This is a genomic window from uncultured Pontibacter sp. (assembly GCF_947502515.1).
In the GTDB taxonomy this organism is placed as follows: Bacteria; Bacteroidota; Bacteroidia; order Cytophagales; family Hymenobacteraceae; genus Pontibacter.
Genome location: NZ_CANNAI010000010.1, coordinates 1 through 20,293, shown reverse-complemented (window position 1 = coordinate 20,293; position 20,293 = coordinate 1). Strand labels below are relative to the sequence as shown.

Sequence of the window (20,293 nt, the reverse complement as noted above, 5' to 3'; positions counted from 1 at the left end):
TGTCTTAGTCAAGACCACCTTTACGGGTAGCAGGTCTTGCCTGTGGCCAGCTCATCTGCTCACCAGTGCGTGGGTTCACCGGCATCACACTGCGTTCGCGCGGTACCAGTTCCGACTCTTCGCTGGCCATGTAAGCCAGGATAGCGGTCAGGATCACGTTGCTGCGCACATCGTCGAACACAATCTTGTCGTACGTGTCGCGGTTGGTGTGCCAGGTATAGTTGCCATAAGACCAGCTCAGGGAGCTCAGCATGAAGGCAGGTACATCGTGCGGAATGAAGGAGGCGTGGTCAGAACCGCCGCCACCCGGGAAGCCAGGATATGAGGTTTGGATGTCTTTGGTGATCTCACGCGGAACAGCGTTCAGCCAACGACCCATGTAGTCGTAAGCATGCAGGAAGCCCTGGCCAGAGATGTTGGCCACGCGACCAGTACCGTTGTCCTGGTTAAGCACCGCCTGTGTTTTCTTTACAATCTCCGGATGATCTTCCACGAAAGCGCGCGAACCGTTCAGGCCCTGCTCTTCGCTACCCCAGTGACCTACCAGGATCGTACGCTTCGGATTCGGGTATACCTGCTTCAGAATGCGCATTACTTCCATCATCAGGATCGTGCCCGTGCCGTTGTCTGTAGCACCGGTAGCGCCATCCCAAGAGTCAAAGTGAGCTGACAGGATCACATACTCGTCAGGCTTCTCAGAGCCTTTGATCTCAGCAATCGTGTTGAATGTAGGCACCGGCTTCTTGGCGTGCTTCGACTCAGCTACCACTTTGATACGTGGCTTGCTGCCGTTTTCGGCCAGGCGGTATAGCATACCATAATCTTCCAGAGAAAGATCTACAGTAGGAATCTTCTTAGTATAGGCGCTGAAGATCTTGTTCACGCCGAAACCTTGTGACCAGTTCGACATCACGATACCGGCAGCACCAGCGTTCTCCAACGCAACAGGAAGCGTACGGGCGGTTTTGCCAGTAGCGGCAATGCGCTTGCGGTAAGCCTCGTTCTGCTCGTCACGCACTTTTTTCATTTTCTCGAAAGACTCCTCCGTCGCAAACTCTTTCCAGTTGTACTCCGGACGGCCACTTGGCTGGTTCATCGAGATCATCACTATTTTGCCTTTCACACTTGGCAACCAACGCTGGAAAGCAAGGGAGTCAGCGAAATCAGGCATCGTAATCACCTCAGCCGTTACACCTTTAGAAGACGTAGACGGGCTCCAGGCCAGCTGCATACCTTCAAGAGACTGTACACGCGGGTGCACCATATCGATGTGTGTAATGCCGCGTTCCCAGCCACGCCACTCACCGTAGTTTTCAATGCGAGCATCGATGCCCCAGCCTTTGTACTTGTTCACGGCCCAGTCGGCTGCCTCTTTCATCTGCGGTGTACCTACCAGACGTGGACCAACGCCGTCCATCAGTTCGTGGCCTAGCTGCTCGAGCTGTGAGTTCTCGGTGGCCATTTTGATGATGTTCTGGATAACAGGATCCTGCTTTTGTTGTGACTGTGCCTGCTGCTGTTGCGGTCGTTGCGCGAGCGTTGCGCTGCTCACACCGCCTGATAGCATCAAAGCCAGGGCCAAAATGCGAATAGGGTGTTTCTTCATGGTTAATGTAAGGTATGGATTGTTTGTATGATATGTTAAGCTATGTTCGTTAAATATAGTAAATAAGTGCTATAGATGCCGAAACCGCTTAATAGACTCCCCGCGACGGCTTTGGTTTAAAGTCCCCACAAATTTTGCAGGTATAACACAGGTTTTTATCCTAAATCGAAGCTTTCAACTTCTGATACACTTCCCGGCACAAACTCCTCCAGCCTTATATTTCCAATCCGGACACGCACCAGTCGCAGCGTCGGGAAGCCTACGGCGGCAGTCATTTTGCGGACCTGCCTGTTCTTGCCTTCCGAGATCGTGATCGACACCCAACTGGTCGGGCCATGGCGGTCGTCACGGATGCGGCGGCTGCGCTCCGGGAAATCCGGGGCGGCCTCGAGTCGGAAAGCGGTGCAGGGGCGGGTGCCGTACTGTTCGCCGTATAGCCCGATGGACACGCCTTCCTGCATTTGGGCGATGGCTTCTTCGGTGATCAGGCCGTCGACCTGCGCATAGTATTCCTTTTCGACATGCTTGCTGCGTACCTGTTCGCTCATCTTGCCGTCGGTGGTGAGCAGGAGCAAACCCTCACTGGCCTCATCCAGGCGACCGATGGCCATGGTGCCGGCTGGAAACTCGTACAATTCCCCAAGCAGTTTCTGCTTTTTCTTATCTGTCACGAATTGACTAATGTAGCCGTAGGGTTTGTGCAAAATGAAATGCCGGTGCTGCATGTAAGCGAAAGTATAAAATCAGGGATAGATCGTCCCGCAAATTAGACAAAATGCCTGATTTTATCGGCGAGCGCTGTAAAGTATAGCGCCCTGCCACCGTAATAGGACAATGAAAAGATGCGTTCGGGTACAATTGGTACAGGAGGCTATACCTGGCCCATATTCAGCCTGGACTCTCGTTAGCCCCAGGTGTAGGTTCCGCGTATAGAAGAAAGGAAAAGGCTGGGAGCGAGGCGCAAAACAGGTGATCAGGAGAACCATCCAGTTGTTTCAAGCCCCATCCACTTCACTAATACTTGATTACATCAATTTATTTTGCTTCATTACATAGTTAATTAAGCGTCAAACTTTATAAACGCAATGCTTATTTTTTGGACATTCCTGATAGCGGCTCTTCTGGGGTACATCGTGGGACATTATATTATCCCGAACCGACAACTGCGCAAAGCGCTGCAGGATGTACGGCAGCAATGTGCCCTGGCACTCGATGAAGGCAACAAGGGCGTGTACAAAACCATCGTGACAGAAGATGGTAAGTCCTCGGAACTGGTAGTGGAGGTACGCGAGCTGGCTATAACGAAAACAGGACAGGTGAAGGTGGAGTACCTGAGCGCTCAGTACCGCAACCCGGAGTTTAGAACACGCAAAGGCGATGCACTGCTCAAAGAGGTGCGTGATCTCCTCGGAGAGTACCTGCCACTAAACGAAATAGAGTGGTACGAGCAGACAGACCGGCACGAGCGCATCAAAAAGTATTTAGACTCTTTAGACCTAATCAATCACAACCTTTTTAGGTAATAAAACAAGATGGAAAAAACAGAGAAAACAGAGATTACGATCGCAGAGAATCAAGAGAAAATAAAAGAGAAAGCCTTGGCTATCTCTAAATCCATAGATCCGGGTAATCCGGAAAGTCTGAGCAATTTTGGTGTAGAAACGCAACGCAAACTGGGCCACTACTCCAACGAACTGCTCACCAAAGTAAAAGCCAAGGATTCTGGCGAGGCTGGTGATGCCATCAACGAACTGCTCAACCAGATCAATATGATCAAGATCGATGAGCAGGAGAAGGGGGGCTTCTTTTCGCGCCTGCCTTTCGTGAAAAAGTTCTCGGACAAGTCGAAGCAGATCGCATCGCAGTACAACTCCGTGTCGGCTAACGTAGACGATGTGGTGGTGAAACTGGAGCGCACCCGCCAGAGCATCATGAAAGACTCAACTTCACTGGAAGTGATGTTCAATCAAGCAGTGGAATATATCCACGAGATACGCTCTGTGATTGCAGCCGGAAAGATGAAGATCGAGGAGATCGAAACCGACATCATACCGAAACTGCAGGACGAAGTAGAAAACAGTGGACAGGACGAACTGGCCGTACAGCGCCTGAGCGACATGATCGCCTTCAAGGAGCGTCTGGAGAAGAAAGTGCACGATTTCACCTTATCCCATACCATCGCTACACAGTCGATGCCGCAGATCCGTATGATCCAGACCACGAACGATGTGCTGGCCCAGAAGATCCAGAATTCTATTGTGACGGTTATACCTGTATGGCGTCAGCAGGTAGCTATTGCGCTTGGCTTAGAGAAACAGCGTAAGGCCCTCGAGATCCAGAAAAAGGTGACCGACACCACCAACGAAATGCTCCGCAAGAACTCCGAACTCCTGAAGAAAAACGTGGTGATCGCGGCGCAGGAAAACGAGCGCGGCATCGTGGACGTAGAGACGCTCAAGAAAGTGAACAAGGACATGGTGGAAACGCTCGATCAGGTGATCAAGATATCAGAAGAGGGCAGCAAGAAACGGGCAGAAGCCGTAAAAGAACTGGCGCAGGTGCAGGAAGAACTAAACAGCAAAATCATCGGCACTTTCGGCAAGTCCAAACAGATTGAAATTGAATAATGATTTATAAAGGGGATAAGAAAGAAGAAGAATTAGCCGTCCGGCACCGTATCCTGAGCGATGAGCAGGAGGCGGTGCTGGACCTCTATATCCAGCACATCGACAACATCTTTGAAGAGATGAAGCTTTCTGAGAAGCTGCAGGTCGAAATTGAAACCCAGCACTTGAAACGTATCCTGTCCTAATGATCAGATTTTTCCGTTCTTTTTTCGGGCTGGAACAGGAGTCAACCCGCACGGTAATGGACCATCCCGGTGCAGCCGATGCACGCGCCATGCAGTACATTCGCGCCTCCAATGCTCGTCTGAACGCACTGCACAAACTCTACGACAGGTATAAGCACACACCACACGCCGAAAAAATATTGGCCGTTTTCGAGAAGACGAAGCTGATTCATAACTACCTGGTCACGCGCAAGCGCATCCAGGAGTTGGAGCTGTTTCATGTGCAGAATACAGAGCATTTTATTAATACCTTCACGACCGTGATCAACGTGCACGAGCGGCACATTAAAGACAGCTACGTACCGGAGCGTGAAAAGCCAAAACCACTGCCACAGGTACAGAAGCCACGTCCGCAGGGACAGGCATCAGCTCAACCTGCCCCGCCACGCCCAGTTCCACCCAGACCGGATAATCCAGGCCAGCCTTTTGAGTCGAAGGTAGAGCAGGTGCTCAAGCGCATCGAATCCGAAACGATCAAGGGCATCTATACGGCTCAGAAGGTAACGGAGATGGTGAAGCGCGTTGCCAATCAGGCACCGATGGGCCAGCCGGATGTGCTGCAGGCTAAAGTCCCGACTTTGGGTGTTCCGATTATTGCCATTGATACCTACTCCCGCGTGTTTTACGCACCGGAGCTGGAAGGCGGTGCCACCATGTCACGCGAAATCTCCTTCACGTCTTCGGATGCTGATAAGGATGTGTTTTTGCAGCATGTCGCTTCGAAGCTTGCAGTGCCGAAGGAAGAGATCAGCTACATCGGTAATACGATGTTGGCTATACCTGATACCAAGGGGCCTAGTCCGGCGCGGCATGTTCCGATTGTGCACTGGCGTGGGTTTCCGTACGCTGTGAGTTTAATGGATTACCGTTTGTTTCCGGTGAGGATGCATCGGAAGAGTTTTTAATTTAGTTTTTGAATTGTTTAGTGAAGAGCCTCTGTGTGATCAGGGGCTTTTTTGTTGGTATGGCGCGAGCGTCCTCGCTCGTGTCTACTATGGTGGGGCCTCTGGCCCAGATGTGGGTATAACTGTACTTTTATAGGTATAGCAACGTGGCTTGCTTCATTGATTCACCTGTGCGGTGGGCACTGTTTGCCCTGGCCGGGCGGGCCTTACTTTTTGTCTTGACACAAAAAGTAAGCAAAAAAGTCAAGACTCCCCAAACTCGCTGAACGCTCAAACAGTGGGTAGTCATTTGGGCGCACATGGCACTGTGGTCTTTTTCATAGTTTCAGCGCAAGTTAGTCTTGCTATACCTGCCAGTGGTTCATGTGGTCACTACAACGCTTATAAATGAGAATTTGTAGTGGCAGCAAAGTCCCCCTTGGGGGTAGGGGCCCTCGACAAAGAAGTAGGCAGGGGATGACAATCGTTTCCCCTGCCCCTTTCGGGAGGGGAAGAGGTGGGTTAATCGTGCACGAAAATCCTGTCAATCTTTTAATCCTGAAAATCCTGATTCTGACAATTAGGGGCAGGTGAATCTGTAACTACAAGGCTTATACCTACAATCTTCATCACCCGCACTTACACTGCTCACATTCTTGCTTCGTCTCAAATCCTTTCAAGGTACAGCCGCTATACCTGATTTCCTCGCATTTGTTTTTGTCTTCGTTGTAAAACCATCTGTTGAATGCTGCGAGGCAGAGTTCATCGGTTGGTGGTTTTTCAGTGCAGGCAGCGATAGAAGTTTCACATTCTTTTTCACAGGAAGCCAATCCGAGCACAGCCGCGAAAAGGATAGTGATGCTGAGCGTCTTGGATTTCATGTTGCACTTCTGTTAAAAGCTATACCTGCTTTAAGATACGACATGGTTGATCGACTTTGCAAACCTGCGGCAGAAATTCTATGATTCTGAATTTCTGCCGCCGTTACTTAAGAACTACACGAAAGCATTGAGCATCCTGCTTTCTGGGAAGCCCATTCAGGACGGGTCTGGAAAAACTCATCAAAATTATCGGAATACGGTTCTCTGATAGCCTCCTGTAACTTGACAAATAGTGTGTCGTCACCCTTCTCCAATCCTTCAATTGCCTGGTGCAGCAGGTAGTTGCGCAACACAAACCTTGGGTTGGCTTTTCGCATCATTTCCTGCGAATCCGACCGCTTGATCTTGTTCATGTTCAGGCGCTCCAGGTAGTTACTGATCAAGGTATAGAGCGCTGTTTTTTGATCTGCTGTCAGGTCATCGTACAGTGCCTGTTTGAAGTGATTTGCAACAGCTTCTTCACCTTCTATTGAAAGCGGCAGGTCAATCAGCAACTGATAGAAAATGGTCATGTCAGGCTGTATCTCTGACAGGGTTTTCTCGAACTGACTGATCAGGTCGCGGTCGAGCTGGGACACCTGGTCTAACCCGAGCTTGCGGCCCATCATGGCGTAGTATTCTGTCCAATACACATCCTTGAATGACTCCAGCGTGGCTACCAACTTATCTTTATCTGCCAGTGGCAGCAAAGCGCCGGCCAGAGCACCCAGGTTCCAGTAACCAATTGAGGGTTGTTTTCCGAAGGCATACCTTCTGCCTGGCAGGTCAGTCGTGTTCGGGGTGAAATTCGGGTCGTAATTGTCCACGAAGGAGTAAGGGCCATAGTCAATGGTCAGGCCGAGGATGGACATGTTGTCGGTATTCATCACGCCGTGTACAAAGCCTACACGCATCCACTCTGCCATCAGTTTTGCCGTGCGGTCCACCACTTCTTTGAACCAGTCTATTACTCTATCCTCACCTGTAATATGCGGGTAATAGCGTGAGATGGTCCAGTCAACGAGCTGGCGCAGGTTATCGACTTCCTTGCGGGCATTCAGCATTTCGAAATTGCCGAAGCGCAGAAAGCTTGGAGCAACCCGCATCACGATCGCACCGGGCTCATAGGCCGCATTGCCATTGTAGAACATGTCGCGGAGGACGGGTTCACCGGTGCTCACCAGGCTGAGGGCACGGGTAGTAGGCACTCCTAAATAGTGCATCGCTTCGCTCATCAGATACTCGCGCACCGAAGAACGCAACACGGCACGGCCATCAGCACGACGGGAATAAGGCGTGAGTCCTGCGCCTTTCAGCTGCAGCTCCCAGGTTTTTCCATCAGGCGCTTCCCATTCTCCCAGCGTAATGGCACGGCCATCGCCCAACTGACCTGCCCAGTTGCCGAACTGGTGTCCGGCATAGCAGGCAGCGTAAGGGTACATGCTGTCTGTGACCTGATTGCCACCCAGTATATCGATGTCTTGCTGCTCAGTGGGCCTGGCTATACCTAGCTCTTTGGCAAGCGCATCGGACCAAGCCAGGAGTGTCACTTTTTCTACCGGAGTAGGTTTTGCTTTGCTGTAGAGTACGCCCGGTGTCTGGCGTGGGGTTAACGTGCCGCTGTCATCACCGGCAAAAGCGTCTACAAATTCTTTTTTATAATTCTTCGAGCTCAGTTGCTCCATCTTATTCAGTTTTAGGTATAAGGTAGCTGACCAAGGCGTTTCTATAAACCTTTTGTCAGCCTTTTGATTTCTCTTTAACAAGATTTGTGCAAGATTAGTTAAATTTAGCAGACTTATCCCGTTTAGCACGTAATCAGGGACAGGCTTTACATCGCCAAACATTACTGAACAGACTTACAGCTTTTATGTCAATCACTATATTTAGCCAGGGCAGAAACACAAGCCGCTGGGAAAGTGCCCTGAAGGAACGTCGCCCGGGCTTGGAAGTACATGTTTATCCGGATACAGGACCTGCAGAGGAAGTTGAATTTGCCCTGGCCTGGAACCACCCGCCCGGTGCTTTTACAGCATTCCCAAACCTCAAATGCATCGCCTCCACGGGTGCCGGAGTAGACCATATTTTGCGGGATCCGGAATTGCCGCAAGGCGTTCAGATCACCCGTATTGTAGACGAAGACCTGACGCAGGACATGGCTGCTTTTGTGACCGCCCAGGTACTGAATCATGTGCGCGGCCTGGACAAGTATAAAGAATTACAGCAAAGCCATACCTGGAAGCAACACAGTTACAAGCGAACCGCCGATGTGGTGATCGGGGTTATGGGTATGGGCGTGCTTGGTACGCACACGGCACAGCAGTTGAGCAAACTCGGTTTCAAAGTGCACGGCTGGTCCCGTTCTCCTAAACTGATGGAAGGGGTTGGAACTTATGCAGGTTCAGAGGAACTGCCTGCTTTTCTGGAGAGTGCCAACATCCTGATTTGTCTGCTGCCCTTAACCAGGCAGACGGCCGATATCTTAAACAAAGACACATTCAGCAAGCTTCCCAAAGGGGCGTATGTTATTAATGTGGCCCGTGGCGAACACGTGGTAGATGACGATCTGATCGAGATGCTTGACAAGGGCCATCTTTCCGGTGCTAGTCTAGATGTGTTCCGGGAGGAGCCGTTACCGGAGGAGCATCCGTTTTGGTCGCATCCGGCCATAACAGTGACGCCGCATGTCGCCAGTATTACAAATCCGGCCTCAGCTGTGTCGCAGATTCTGGAGAACTACGACCGGATGCGCCACGGCGAATCTTTAATCAATGTTGTATCAAGAGCTAAAGGATATTAAATGAACCCATTCCACTACGCCTTCAAAGTGAAGGACATTGAATCGACGCGCCAGTTTTATGTTGGCATTTTAGGATGCAAAGAAGGTCGCAGCACCGAGCATTGGATCGATTTCGACTTTTTCGGACACCAGCTTTCGGCCCACGTGAGTGCCAACATACCTGAGCCCGATTACTGCGGACAAGTTGCCGGTATTAGTGTGCCGGTACCGCACTTTGGCTGTCTGCTCAGCTACACCCAGTTTGATGAAGTGCGCGAGCGACTGGAGCAGCACACTATACCTTTTGTGGTCGAGCCTTATACCCGTTACGAAGGCCAGGTAGGAGAGCAGCGCACCATGTTTATCCTCGACCACAGTAAAAACCCGCTGGAGTTTAAGGCTTTTAAAAATCCGGAGGAGGTGTTTGCTTCTTAAAAATAGTGAGGGTATAGCATGCCTGGATCAAGGTGACCATTCCTGTATGACAAGAAGCACAAGGGCCGCTTAGTTTCAACTAAGCGGCCCTTGTGCTTCTTGTAGTTTACTATAGTATTGTCAGCTTCCTGATGATCAAGCCTCGTTCCGTCTGGATCTGCAGGAAGTAAAGTCCTGACTTTGCGGTAGGCAAGCTGATCTCCACCGCTTCGGGCCTTGGACCGGTGATGCGGGTCTGGTGCAGGCGCTTGCCCAGGGCGTCATGCACCTCGATCAGCTGCACGTCGAAGTCGGCGTGGCGCAGGCTGACGGTGAACTGGCCCGAGTTCGGGTTGGGGTACACCTGGATGGCCTCAGTTGGTGCCAGTTCCTCCACCACGAAATCCGCAATGCTCTGGGCCTGTCCGCCGTAGCCGGTGATGGTCACCCTACCGGTGGCGGCCCCGCGCGGCACCCTTACCCTGTACCTGTCGCCCGAGGCTTCCAGCACCAGCGCCTCCCGTCCGTTGAAGGTGATCACGTCCTGCTGGCCCATGATGCCGAAGTGCGCGCCGGTGATCTCCACCACCGTGCCCACCGTGCCAGAGGAGGGCTGCATGGCTGTGAACTTCGGAGCCGGGATCACCTCAAATGCGGTGCCTGCCGTGGCTTTTCCGCCGGGCGTCTCCACGGTGATGAAGCCAGAGGCAGCCTGCTCGGGCACGCGCACGGTGAGCTGCTGCGGGCTGGCCTCCAGCACCTGGGCCTGCGCCTGCCCAAATCTTACGATGTTGCGCGCCTTGTCCGCGGCAAAGTTATCGCCTGTGATTGTCAAGCTCGCCCCCACGATGTCGGTCTCTTTGTTCAAGGCCGCGATCACCGGCACGTACCACACCGTGTAGGCCGCCCCGCTCACCGCCTCGCCGCCCCTGGTGCTGATCGTGAAAGCGCCTGTCGCGGCGTTCTCAGGCACCCGCACCGTGACTGCGTTGCCGTCATGCCCAATGATCTCACATTCCAGCCCGCCCAGTTTAACGCCCTCGACCAGAACGGCCTGCAGGTGCTCGCCCGAGAGCGTCACCCTCTGGCCCACCATGCCCTCGGCAGGGCTGAAGGAGGCGAGCACCGGGGGCTGGTAGACCTGAAATTTAGCTGCGGAGGTAACCCCTCCGTCCGGGGTGACGACTTTTATCTCGCCCGTGGTGGCGCCCGCCGGCACGAGCACTTTGAGCTCAGTGGCCGTGGCGCTGAGCACGGTGGCGGCCCTGCCGTTCAGGTATACCTTGTTGTCGCCAGATTTAGCGGCAAAGCGCTGGCCCGTGATGGTGACCTCCGAGCCGAGCTTGCCTGCCGCAGGCTCAAAGGAAGCAATGCCCGGCGTGGCCAGCACGTCCTCCAGCCTCACCCGCACAGACTCGCTGATCACCGGCGGCATGTCGTAGATGCGGTTCTGGGTCACGTTGGTGCGGATAGGGGAGTTGAAGTCAAAGAAGATGTCTGAGAAGTTCTCCACCAGGGTCTTCTCGGCAAGGTCCGCCTTGGGTTTGATGCTGAAGAGCACGTAGCCGTGGCTGCCGGGCTCGTCTGCCGTCGAGTCGGGCAGCAGGATGTTGTCGAAGGTCCAGGTGAGCACCGGCCGTCCTTTGCCCGACACCTCCACGCGGGCCGGGTGGGAGGTGGCCCCCAGCTGCAGGGTGGAGAGGTCCAGGTGCTCGGAGAGGGTGTCCACCACCACCACGCGGTAGGCCACGTCGGTGCCCGTGTTCTGGAAGCGGACCTTGTACTTGAGGGCCGTATTGGTCGGGGTGTAGAACTCTTCCGTGCGGCCCACCGGCGTGACCAGCTTGTCGTTGGGGTCGTAGGAGTCGGTGATGGGCATGCACTCGGCGGACTGCTCGGCCTCCTCGTCGTCTGCGGGCAGCAGGTTCACTTTGCCCGTACTGACAGAGCTGACCTCGGCGCCCGGGCAGCCCTCCACCGTCACGCTCACCGCGGTGTTGTCGCCGTTACCGGTAGGCTGGTCTGCCTCCAGGCGCCAGGTGTAGCCCATGGCGGGCACCCACAGCACCAGGCTGTCGCCGGCGGCCAGGCGGAACTGCTCCACGGAGGCCAGCTGGCCGTCTGCGTACTTGCGGAAGAGCCCCGGGTCGGCCATGTCGGCCGTACCGGTGTTGCGCACCACGAAGCGGATCATGCCCGTCTCGGCGCTGCAGCGGCCGGTGATGGAGACGGTCGGGGTGGGCTCGGCAGGCTGGTTGTTGGAGGGGGTGATCCAGGCGCGGGTGCACACGGTGAGCCCCCGCACCGACTCGTCGCCGCAGGTGACGATGTCCTCGACGGTGATGGTGCCCGACTGCCCGGCCGCCAGGTCACCCACGGAGAACTCGTAGGTGCCGTCCGCCAGCAGGGTGTGGGGCCTGTCAGATGAGAGCAGCCCCACCTCCTTGGGCAGCTGCAGGTATACTTTGGCGTCGGGGGCCGGGGCGAAGCCGGAATTGGTGTAATGCACAGTCGTCGTGCTCTCGAAGCAGCGGCGCCGCCGGGTGGAGGAGACGCTTACCGAAAGGTAAGGGGAGAGGGTGACGCGGTTGCCAAAGTTAATGTCGGTGATACTCAGGTCAGCAGCAGGTACTTCCACTGGCTCCAACGAGCAGTTCTGACTGATTGAGCGGCCGGTATCATTCGGGAGGATCTGGCGCAAGGCATAAGTGCCTGGTGCAACAGTAAGTGTGTAGTGGCCATCCTTGTCCGTTATACCGTAGCTCGGTCCAGGAGTGGCCTCTACTACAATGCCGGCCAGCCTAGCTTCCTCTTTCCCAGGTTCACAATCCTGGTTCAGGTCATGGTACACGATACCCGATATAGTGCTTTCTAAGGAGTTATAAGTGTTAGAATGATAGAGGGTATAGGCATCACTATTTGCGTCTACAGCCACTAGTTGTGTTCCTCTTCTATTTACAGCCAAAGACGTGATGAGCTGCTCTTTTTCATACTTTAGATTGCCGTTGGTGTCATATACCCTAAAAAATTTTTTCTCTTTGTTAGAAGCTACGTAGATGTTTCCGGCAGCGTCTACCGCCATATCGCTATGGTTGTACTTTTGCCGCGTGTCTTCCCAGCCATACTTCCCTACAGTTAGGACTAGTTTACCGGTTGGGTCAAATTTTTGAACACGTGCTCCGAGGTAGTCCAGTACATATACATTTCCACGTATGTCAGAAGCAATCGCTTCGCCTAACTTAAACTCGTCTCCGGTACCTGCACCTATCAGTTGCAGGAAGGTGCCATCAGGACCAAGCTTTCGGAGTCTTCCTTGCCCATAGTCACCTAAGTAAATGTTCCCGTTGATGTCCACATGGATGTTGGAGTAGGTCTCCCAGCCTACATTGGGGCCAAAGTCGGTATACTTAGCCAGAAACTCTCCTTGGCTGTTGAACTTTAAGATGCCCTTGTTTAAGAATGTATTGGAAAGCAGATAGATGTTGCCATGAATGTCAAGCGCTATATCAAGGATGTCTTTAAAATTATTATTATTGAGGAATTCTGAAATGGTTGTGAGCGGAGTTGGCTTGCCTGTGGCGTCGAATTTAATGACTTGCACCCCAATGCTATACACATAGTTTTTGCTGTCATCGATTAAATAGACATTACCGGCCTCGTCCATGGCTAATTGATTTGCAGTGTATAGGTTGCCCCAGACCTTGCGTACTGCTGTATTCTTGTCATACCAGATCACTTTGCAGCCACCCCAACGGCGGTCTGCCGCAAAAATATTGTCTTCGCTGTCCAGTGCGAGGCTCACTTTGTCTCCATCCAAGTAGCCCTCTCCATCGCCGTACGGATGGTAGATTTCTCGCTGGTAGATACCGTTTGCATTATAAACCTGTATTTTATGAGTCAGCTGGTCTGCTATGTATACTTCTCCTGAAGAGCTTAGAGCAATGGAAGTAGGGTGATACAGCAGTTTCTGATTAGCGTTTGCCTCGTTGAAGTTAACCAGGAGCCGACCCTCTGGAGAGTATTTCAGAATGTTGTGGTGCACAAAACTGTCAACCACATAAATATTGCCATCCGGGTCAAGCGCAATGTCCACTAAATCTGTATCCTGGTATTTCGCTCCAGTATTTATATTGATAATCTGTTGCAGTGCGCCCTTGCTGTTAAATTTTTGAATGCGCCTGTTGCCTCTGTCTGCTACATAAATATTTCCGGCTGCATCAAGAGCTACAGCAGAGGGGGTGCTAAACTGACCCGGGGCTGTTCCAAAAGAGCCAAACTCAAGCAGCAATTTTCCTTCGGGGCTAAATTTCGCTACCACAGCGCTGGTGTCGCTCACAAGGTATAGATTGTTCTGCTGATCAAGTGCAATACTATAGTGAAAATACTTTTGAAGAGCAGGCTTGTTTAGTCCATAGCTCAAGTCTACATTCCCGTCACGGTCAAACTTTAGGATCCCTGACTCCTGTGCTAAGTAAATATTACCCTCTGTATCCAGGGCGATGTCTTCCGGATAAAAAACAGGTACTCCTACAATTCTTGCAGGCTTAAAAAAGGGTGCCTGTGCGAAGGAAAAATTTAGAAAAGACAGGAATAGAATTACAAGAAGTAAAGTTGTCCTCATAGGCTGATAGATAGTGAATTACAATTCTGTAAAAGTAACTATTAAAGTATAAACATAAAGCTATTGAAGCACATGTGTGCTCAGCTTTTTTGCTAAACGCCTTATGTTATACCTGAGCCATTAGGCAGGCCGCCTGACAGCATAGATTAGCTCATCCTGGTACTCGCCATTTTTATAAAAAGTCTTCTGGAGTTTTGCTTCCAGCACGAAACCGGCTTTCTCAAGTGCCCGCTGCGAGGCGATGTTATACCCGAAGGGTCGGGCGAAAATGCGGTTTATGTCCCAATTGGCAAAGCCATAGTCCACCATCTGGCGGATAGCCTCCGTTACGATGCCTTTGCCCCAAAAGGGCTCCGCAAGCCAGTAGCCCATCTCCGCATTTTTCCGATAGATATCTGCTTGAAGGTGTATGCCTATACCGCCTGCGGCTTCGCCTTCCACCTCGATTGTAAGGATGTGGGGCGGGTTGCCCTGTGTCACCATCTCCAAAAAAGCCTTGCCTTTCTCATAAGTATAGGGATGCGGAAACACATCCGCCATGTTCCGGGCAATGTTGAAATTGTCAGCATATTTCACCAGACTGTCCAGGTCAGCCATTGTCCAGGGACGCAGTTTGAAGTTCATCATCTACCTGCTTTAAAAATCACTTTCTGCGTGATGTTACTTTAAATGCTGCTTGAAAAAATCAACCGTACGCTGCCAGGCCAGTTCGGCCGCAGCTTTGTCGTAACGGGGCGTTGTGTCGTTATGGAAACCGTGGTTGGTGTTCGGGTAGAAGTAGGCGGTGTACTGCTTATTATGCGCTTTTAAAGCCGCTTCATACGCCGGCCAGCCTTCGTTTACGCGTGTGTCGTGCTCGGCGTAATGCAGTAGGAGGGGAGCTTTGATTTGGGGCACCTCCTCAACCGGCGCCTGACCCCCGTAAAACGGAACAGCTGCTGCCAGATCAGGTATACGCACGGCCATCATATTCGAGATCCAGCCGCCGAAGCAGAAGCCTACCACACCCACTTTGCCATTGCATTTTTCATGATTCTTCAGGTAATCATGCGCTGCTATAAAGTCCTCGAGCATTTCGTTACGGTCACGCTGGCTCTGCAGGGTGCGACCCTCATCATCAGTGCCGGGGTAGCCTCCAAGAGGCGTGAGGGCATCGGGTGCGAGGGAGATGAACCCGGCCAGTGCGGCTCTTCGGGCCACATCCTCTATATGCGGATTCAATCCCCGGTTTTCGTGCACGACCACTACACCGCCCAGTCTGTACTTCGCATCAGCCGGCATCGACAAAAGTGCCTTTATCGGACCGCCACCTTTAGGAGACTGGTAGGTGATGTACTCGGATATAATGCGCGGATCATCTGCAGCGAGCTGGACTTTATTCTTGTAATCCGGCATCAGAAAACTCGCGAGCGAAGCCACTGTAAGGCCACCTACAGCATAGATCGAGAGCTTCTGCATAAAATCACGCCGGTTGATGCGGTCGTGGGCATAGTCATCGTACAGGTCAAATACTTCCTGTTTAATATCTTCCTTTTTGATCTCGTCCATATGAGTTTTCTGTTTTGCTTCAGATTAAGGTGCGTGTCAGAGGCTAAATGCTATACCTGTCAGTTTTAGCAAAGCACTAAAACATCCTTTAAGGTAGTGAAAGTGAGTGGAATAACAGGCTACTAAGAACAAGAATATTTTGATTAAGATAAGGAGGGTAATGTTTTGTAAAGGCTGCGAAAGAGGTGTAGCCTATAATGGATCCTGTGCCGGGTTGGGATAGGTTCAGGATCCACTTTCGGCTTTATTAGCTAATGTACAACAGCCTTTTATTTAGTATTAACCGATGCTTTTGAAATATGCTCCTTCACAAGAGAGGGTTGAATTTTTATAGCTATAATTCTGAAGTTCTCATCCACAAGAATGGAGTAGGGAAACATATTCACTCCAAGCTTCCTGTTTAGCTCAAGTGTGGACAAACCCTGCTGCCAGGTCATTTCTTTTGCATGAATGAACTTAGACACTTTTTCCAAATCACTGTCATTGAAGTTAAGGGAAAGGATGTCGAGCCTATCCCCGAATTCTGCATGCAGAGTGCGGAGATCAGGGATTAGCTGAACACAGCCCCTGCACCACGTGCCCCAAAACTCGATTAGCTTGTACTTCCCGTTTCCCTTCAGTGCATAGACGTCATTGGAAGTTGTATTATCGATAAGTTTATAGCTAAAGCTGGGCAGGATGTCACCTTCCTTAATTCTGCTCACAGTGGCGGGCTGCTCAGTTGAGCTAACTCTAACATAATTACCTAGTGAGTCAAACTCTTCTATCTTTATGTTTGACTTGCTAAAGGCTATCACGTTTTCAAAGATTTTATACCCGTTTTTGTGGAAGTTTTCATCGAGTGAATCCTGCTTGCCCTCGGCCAGGAGTAGCCTGTCCCCGATATAAAATTCTCCATCAATGTACTTCCTGGATATGATGCCGTCATTGTTTACGTCCCAGAAGCCAATGGTGTAATCTATGCCATTTAAGCGAAAGTATCCAACTCTGGCTATCGGGTTCATGGAGAGCCAGTACCTTGGAAGCGTGAACTGCGCTTTGGGGCTTTTGTAAAGCAGCTTCTGCATCTCAAGGTATCTCCTCTCAGTTTCTTCATCCATTATATGTTTGGAGAAAGACAAAGTCGTTTTTCCATCAGGCTGCGCCGGATTATGAAATCTTAACTCCACTTTCCCATCTCTGAAAGTGACAGGTTGTCCGTCATCGCCAAAGTCGAAGTTGTTGTTGCTGTCAAAGTAAAGCACAGGTGAGGCAGATTTGTAGTCCGCCACCAGCACCACGGCCAAATCTGAACCTGCTGCCTCATACTGGAAGAAGAAATAAGCATTCTCTGCAGAACTTGGGAAGTTCATCGGCAATTTAATAGGAACACTTTTGTTGCCCTTTTCAATCTGGCTTCCATTTAACACAAAGAGCTGTATGCCCTCATGACGTTTAATAACGGCTTGCTTGTTGAGCTTTACGATTTTGACATGTCTGTTTTGTGAATAGCCCGAGCTAACCGATAAAACAGCTAGAATGATGGTAATCAGAATCAGCCTGTGCATGAACTGGTCATTATTATAATATGGCTTTAGAGGTTGATAGCTTGCTTTCCTAATGCAGCCGTTCTTGAATAAGTAACAATCTGGGAATGTTTATTTTACAACAGGCTGTTTATCATCTTTTTAACTTTGACATTTCCAGGAAAGGCGGTAAACTTATTGATGAGCACACCTTCTTTATTAAATAGGGCATATGAAGGAACACCTTCGAACTCATAATGGTCCATAATGTATTTCCACTGAGCGTCTGTCAGGTAATAATGCTCACTGCCTATTCCCTTAATTTTTTCTTCCCATCGCTCCCGAGGTGAGGACGTATCTGTTAAATACACAAATGCAACATCCTTATCATGAAATTCACCCTTTGTACTTCTGAATTCATTCATTGCTTTTAGGCAGGGACCACACCATGTTGCCCAAAGGTCAATGAAAACAACTTTATTCTTGTGTTTAGCTAAAATTGTTTGGATTACTTTGTCGGCCGAAACGGATGAGATGTCAATGACAACAGCAGGTGATTTGAATTTGTCTAATGCAGCAACCTGCTGGTTTTTCCGAAGTAGTATCTTTGCAATTTCTCCGTCTTTCCAATAAGCCGCTATATGCTCTTTCTGCTTTTCGGTCAGCGGTCTTACTTCCTCAGTCAGCTGCCTGGCATAAGCATTGGCTGCTAAAATATCATAGTATGGCCCGCTTTCGAATCCGACTAAATCCGATAAAATAACCTTCACACTTGCCAGCCAGGAGGGAATATCGCTTTCTCCTATCTCAGGAAGCCCCAATACTTCATTCTGGAGAATCTCTTTTTGAAAATACGAAAATTGAGAAGTAAGCAGATACTGTGGGTCATTGAGCTTAAAATCCCTCAGGAAGTGATAGTAGGATCTGTCAATCTTTTGCAGGTCAGGTTTATTGCTTCTGTCGCCAGTTGTGTTTCCATAATTACGAATCATCTCTTTTTCATAATCAAAGACATGTTCTACATACATGTTTAAAAGAAAATCTTTAAACAGCACACCTTTTAAGTCATTCGATAGCAATGTATCCTTATTTAAAATCTCTGATCTTTCTGATAGAACAGTCTTAGCATTATTCAGAAAATAATCTGGGCTTTTGTCATACATAGATTCCCGTACCTTACCCGACTTATATGCATGCATTTTATAAAAGACATCAAAGCTATGAATCATATCATATTGAGTCATAGTAGCAGACGTAACGTCTACATTCTCGACATCAAAATCGGAATTATAAGCAATGTCGAGGTTATTAACACCACCACTTGTCAGTTTAACATAAAGGGTCTTGTATGGATTTAAACTTGTGTTTAAACCAACTAAAGAAACCGCGGTTTCAACATCCACTTCAACAGAGAATTTCCCTGACTGATCAACGAGCGCTTTATATGGAACAATCTCTCCCGTAATTGGATGTGGAACATAAACATTTACAAAAATGCTATCCTTGTCTGTGTCGTTCGGACTTATTATGCTGCCTGTTATTTTAGCTGAACCTGCTATTATTTCAGTTGTACTTGCTTCTGTAGCAGTTGTGTCTGTTACCTTACTAACAGACTGGTTACATGCTAGCAAGCACAAAAGGCTGAGTATGCCAAGGAGATTTAATTTCATAATTTTAGTTATCGTTAACTTGATTAGGAACTGGCAGACCTTTCTCTAAAATCCGCTGGAATGAAATGATTATTTACATAAGATTTGAACAAGCCGATGGTAAAGTAATAATGCCAACAGATTTGGCTATGGTGCATTTTAATGCACTATAGGTTTTGTTGTGTGAAGTGTTTTTACCATTTATTTGAGTTACAAACTATTGTTTTGCCGTCCTCCATAAATAGTATTTCATAATTTTTATATCCATAATTTTTAACCAGAATGTTTGCTATTCCAACATTAGAGATCTGCGAAAGGAGGAAGTCATTTTCCAAGGTTTCCAAGTATGTTGTATTCTCTTGAAATCCCTTTTTTAGGAGTTTTTTATATGTCAATTTATAGTCACTTGGAGTTAGTCTAACTGCATATGAGATATTATAGTCACCAAATGAACTACTGCTCCGCTTATTAATCAGTTCAGCCGAATCAGGAAGCTTGATACTCGTATTTTCCCTGTAGTCGTCGAGGTAGAATTTGGTAGTTGGGTGAAAATCTGCAAACAAAAAGTAAGACAGAATCAGGATTAGAAAACTGGTTATGATTATAGATGTCCTATTGCTCGTAGTCTTCCTAATGATTCTATATGCTGCCCAAACCAGAATTAGCGTAATACAGACTGATATGAGAGTTATCATGATGGTAACAGCAAAGCAAGTATTTTCTGAAATCTCTTCATTCATTAAATGATGGCTAACGTGCTGGTGCTATAATGTGGGAAGGCGTAGCCGCACCTAAATTATGCACTTTGTTGTGGGTTTATTATTTTTCTGTTATCAGGAGTCCAGGATGATTTCGGATGAATTTTACTTTCTTCGTCCTTAACTCTTCAACAAGGTTTGTTTCCATTGCCAGGTACTCTCTATCCAGTTCTTCAAAGCTCTTTTTGTTGCGGCTTATAAAGTACTCTTCGTCAATACTCCAATCATGCACTACCCCATACAGTTCTTCAATTTCCCCACTCTGTAGCATTTTCAGGTAAGCTCCTATACATTGCTCTAGTATCTCTACCATTTCCATCTCTTCCATGAGTCGATAGCCGTTGAGAGTATCTATGGCAAAGGCACCGTTGTTCTGGTAGAAAAAGTCCCAGAAGCTACCATTTAAGTTTAAGTCACTTTCAAACAAGTAAGTAGCGTAAACAGCCCGAACTCCGACAGGCAGACTCTGCAAAACCTCTCTTTCCCATTCCACTTGGTTCTTAGCTTTGGGTGCTCTACCCGCATTTTCAAATCTATTGTAGACATAGTTGACTATCTTTTGCTCAAGCTCTTCATCACTCCGCCGTTCAATCTTTTCCTTACTAATGTCAGAGGTCTGACTAATCTGCTCCTTCAATTTGGACAAAAACTGAAGATTAGGGTCAGTTGCCAACTGCTCTTCTTTATACTTCTTCTTAAGATCCTGTCTTTTCTGTTTATCCATTGATTCTAATGCCGCACAACGTGCTGGTACATGAGGTGAGCAAGGCGTAGCCGCAGCTTTACACATGTGCTTTGTTGGCGGACGTGATTCTTAG

16 protein-coding genes are annotated in these 20,293 nt (G+C 49.5%); 6 read left to right on the top strand and 10 right to left on the bottom strand.

Features of this window, described 5'->3' with window-relative positions; genetic code table 11:
• Positions 1-4: 4 nt before the first annotated feature.
• Together Q1A54_RS19210 and Q1A54_RS19205 are read right to left on the bottom strand one after the other, a co-directional pair.
• The gene (locus tag Q1A54_RS19210) at positions 5-1,606 is read right to left on the bottom strand and encodes a M20/M25/M40 family metallo-hydrolase (RefSeq protein ID WP_299991413.1); all 1,602 of its coding nucleotides are present in this window, start codon (positions 1,604-1,606) and stop codon (positions 5-7) included.
• 155 nt (positions 1,607-1,761) lie between these two features.
• Complete coding sequence (locus Q1A54_RS19205; RefSeq protein ID WP_299991412.1) at positions 1,762-2,331, bottom strand: pseudouridine synthase; 570 nt, start codon at positions 2,329-2,331, stop codon at positions 1,762-1,764.
• 360 nt (positions 2,332-2,691) lie between these two features.
• Here Q1A54_RS19205 and Q1A54_RS19200 point away from each other — a divergent pair, with 360 nt between their 5' ends.
• From Q1A54_RS19200 to Q1A54_RS19185, 4 genes are read left to right on the top strand one after another with little or no spacing between them, the layout of a single operon-like run.
• A complete protein-coding gene (locus Q1A54_RS19200) occupies positions 2,692-3,129 on the top strand; it encodes a hypothetical protein (RefSeq protein WP_196120392.1) in 438 nt (145 codons plus the stop codon).
• 9 nt (positions 3,130-3,138) lie between these two features.
• Positions 3,139-4,233 carry a toxic anion resistance protein gene (locus tag Q1A54_RS19195; RefSeq protein WP_076422700.1) on the top strand — a complete coding sequence of 365 codons (1,095 nt, stop codon included), beginning with the start codon at positions 3,139-3,141 and terminating at the stop codon, positions 4,231-4,233.
• Positions 4,233-4,418, top strand: coding sequence for a hypothetical protein (locus Q1A54_RS19190; RefSeq protein WP_196120394.1), 186 nt, complete (start codon positions 4,233-4,235; stop codon positions 4,416-4,418). The genes Q1A54_RS19195 and Q1A54_RS19190 overlap by 1 nt, the downstream gene beginning before the upstream one ends.
• Entirely contained in the window at positions 4,418-5,362 is a 945-nt protein-coding gene (locus Q1A54_RS19185; protein ID WP_299991407.1) for a hypothetical protein, read from the top strand. Before Q1A54_RS19190 ends, Q1A54_RS19185 begins: the two co-directional genes overlap by 1 nt.
• Positions 5,363-5,970: 608 nt before the next feature.
• Here the strand turns inward: Q1A54_RS19185 and Q1A54_RS19180 are convergent.
• Positions 5,971-6,222: a BPTI/Kunitz domain-containing protein gene (locus Q1A54_RS19180; protein ID WP_299991405.1), complete on the bottom strand. Its 252-nt coding sequence runs from the start codon at positions 6,220-6,222 to the stop codon at positions 5,971-5,973.
• 107 nt (positions 6,223-6,329) lie between these two features.
• Positions 6,330-7,886, bottom strand: coding sequence for a protein adenylyltransferase SelO (locus Q1A54_RS19175; protein ID WP_299991403.1), 1,557 nt, complete (start codon positions 7,884-7,886; stop codon positions 6,330-6,332).
• Positions 7,887-8,071: 185 nt separating this feature from the next.
• On the opposite strand from Q1A54_RS19175, the gene Q1A54_RS19170 reads away from it, so the two are divergent.
• Positions 8,072-9,001 (top strand): glyoxylate/hydroxypyruvate reductase A, encoded by a 930-nt coding sequence (locus Q1A54_RS19170; protein WP_299991401.1) that lies wholly within the window; start codon positions 8,072-8,074, stop codon positions 8,999-9,001.
• The gene (locus Q1A54_RS19165; protein ID WP_299991399.1) at positions 9,002-9,415 is read left to right on the top strand and encodes a VOC family protein; all 414 of its coding nucleotides are present in this window, start codon (positions 9,002-9,004) and stop codon (positions 9,413-9,415) included.
• A 109-nt stretch (positions 9,416-9,524) separates the two neighbouring features.
• Here Q1A54_RS19165 and Q1A54_RS19160 read toward each other — a convergent pair whose 3' ends face one another.
• From Q1A54_RS19160 to Q1A54_RS19135, 6 genes are all read right to left on the bottom strand, one after another.
• Complete coding sequence (locus Q1A54_RS19160) at positions 9,525-13,730, bottom strand: IPT/TIG domain-containing protein (RefSeq protein WP_299991397.1); 4,206 nt, start codon at positions 13,728-13,730, stop codon at positions 9,525-9,527.
• Between the two features lie 405 nt (positions 13,731-14,135).
• Positions 14,136-14,642 carry a GNAT family protein gene (locus Q1A54_RS19155; protein ID WP_299991395.1) on the bottom strand — a complete coding sequence of 169 codons (507 nt, stop codon included), beginning with the start codon at positions 14,640-14,642 and terminating at the stop codon, positions 14,136-14,138.
• A gap of 33 nt (positions 14,643-14,675) precedes the next feature.
• Positions 14,676-15,563 carry a dienelactone hydrolase family protein gene (locus Q1A54_RS19150; protein ID WP_299991393.1) on the bottom strand — a complete coding sequence of 296 codons (888 nt, stop codon included), beginning with the start codon at positions 15,561-15,563 and terminating at the stop codon, positions 14,676-14,678.
• Between the two features lie 269 nt (positions 15,564-15,832).
• Positions 15,833-17,110, bottom strand: coding sequence for a TlpA disulfide reductase family protein (locus tag Q1A54_RS19145; RefSeq protein ID WP_299991391.1), 1,278 nt, complete (start codon positions 17,108-17,110; stop codon positions 15,833-15,835).
• Between the two features lie 95 nt (positions 17,111-17,205).
• Entirely contained in the window at positions 17,206-18,738 is a 1,533-nt protein-coding gene (locus Q1A54_RS19140) for a TlpA disulfide reductase family protein (RefSeq protein WP_299991389.1), read from the bottom strand.
• A gap of 798 nt (positions 18,739-19,536) precedes the next feature.
• Positions 19,537-20,199, bottom strand: a complete 663-nt coding sequence (locus Q1A54_RS19135; protein WP_299991387.1) for a DUF4375 domain-containing protein — start codon at positions 20,197-20,199, stop codon at positions 19,537-19,539.
• Positions 20,200-20,293 lie beyond the last annotated feature (94 nt).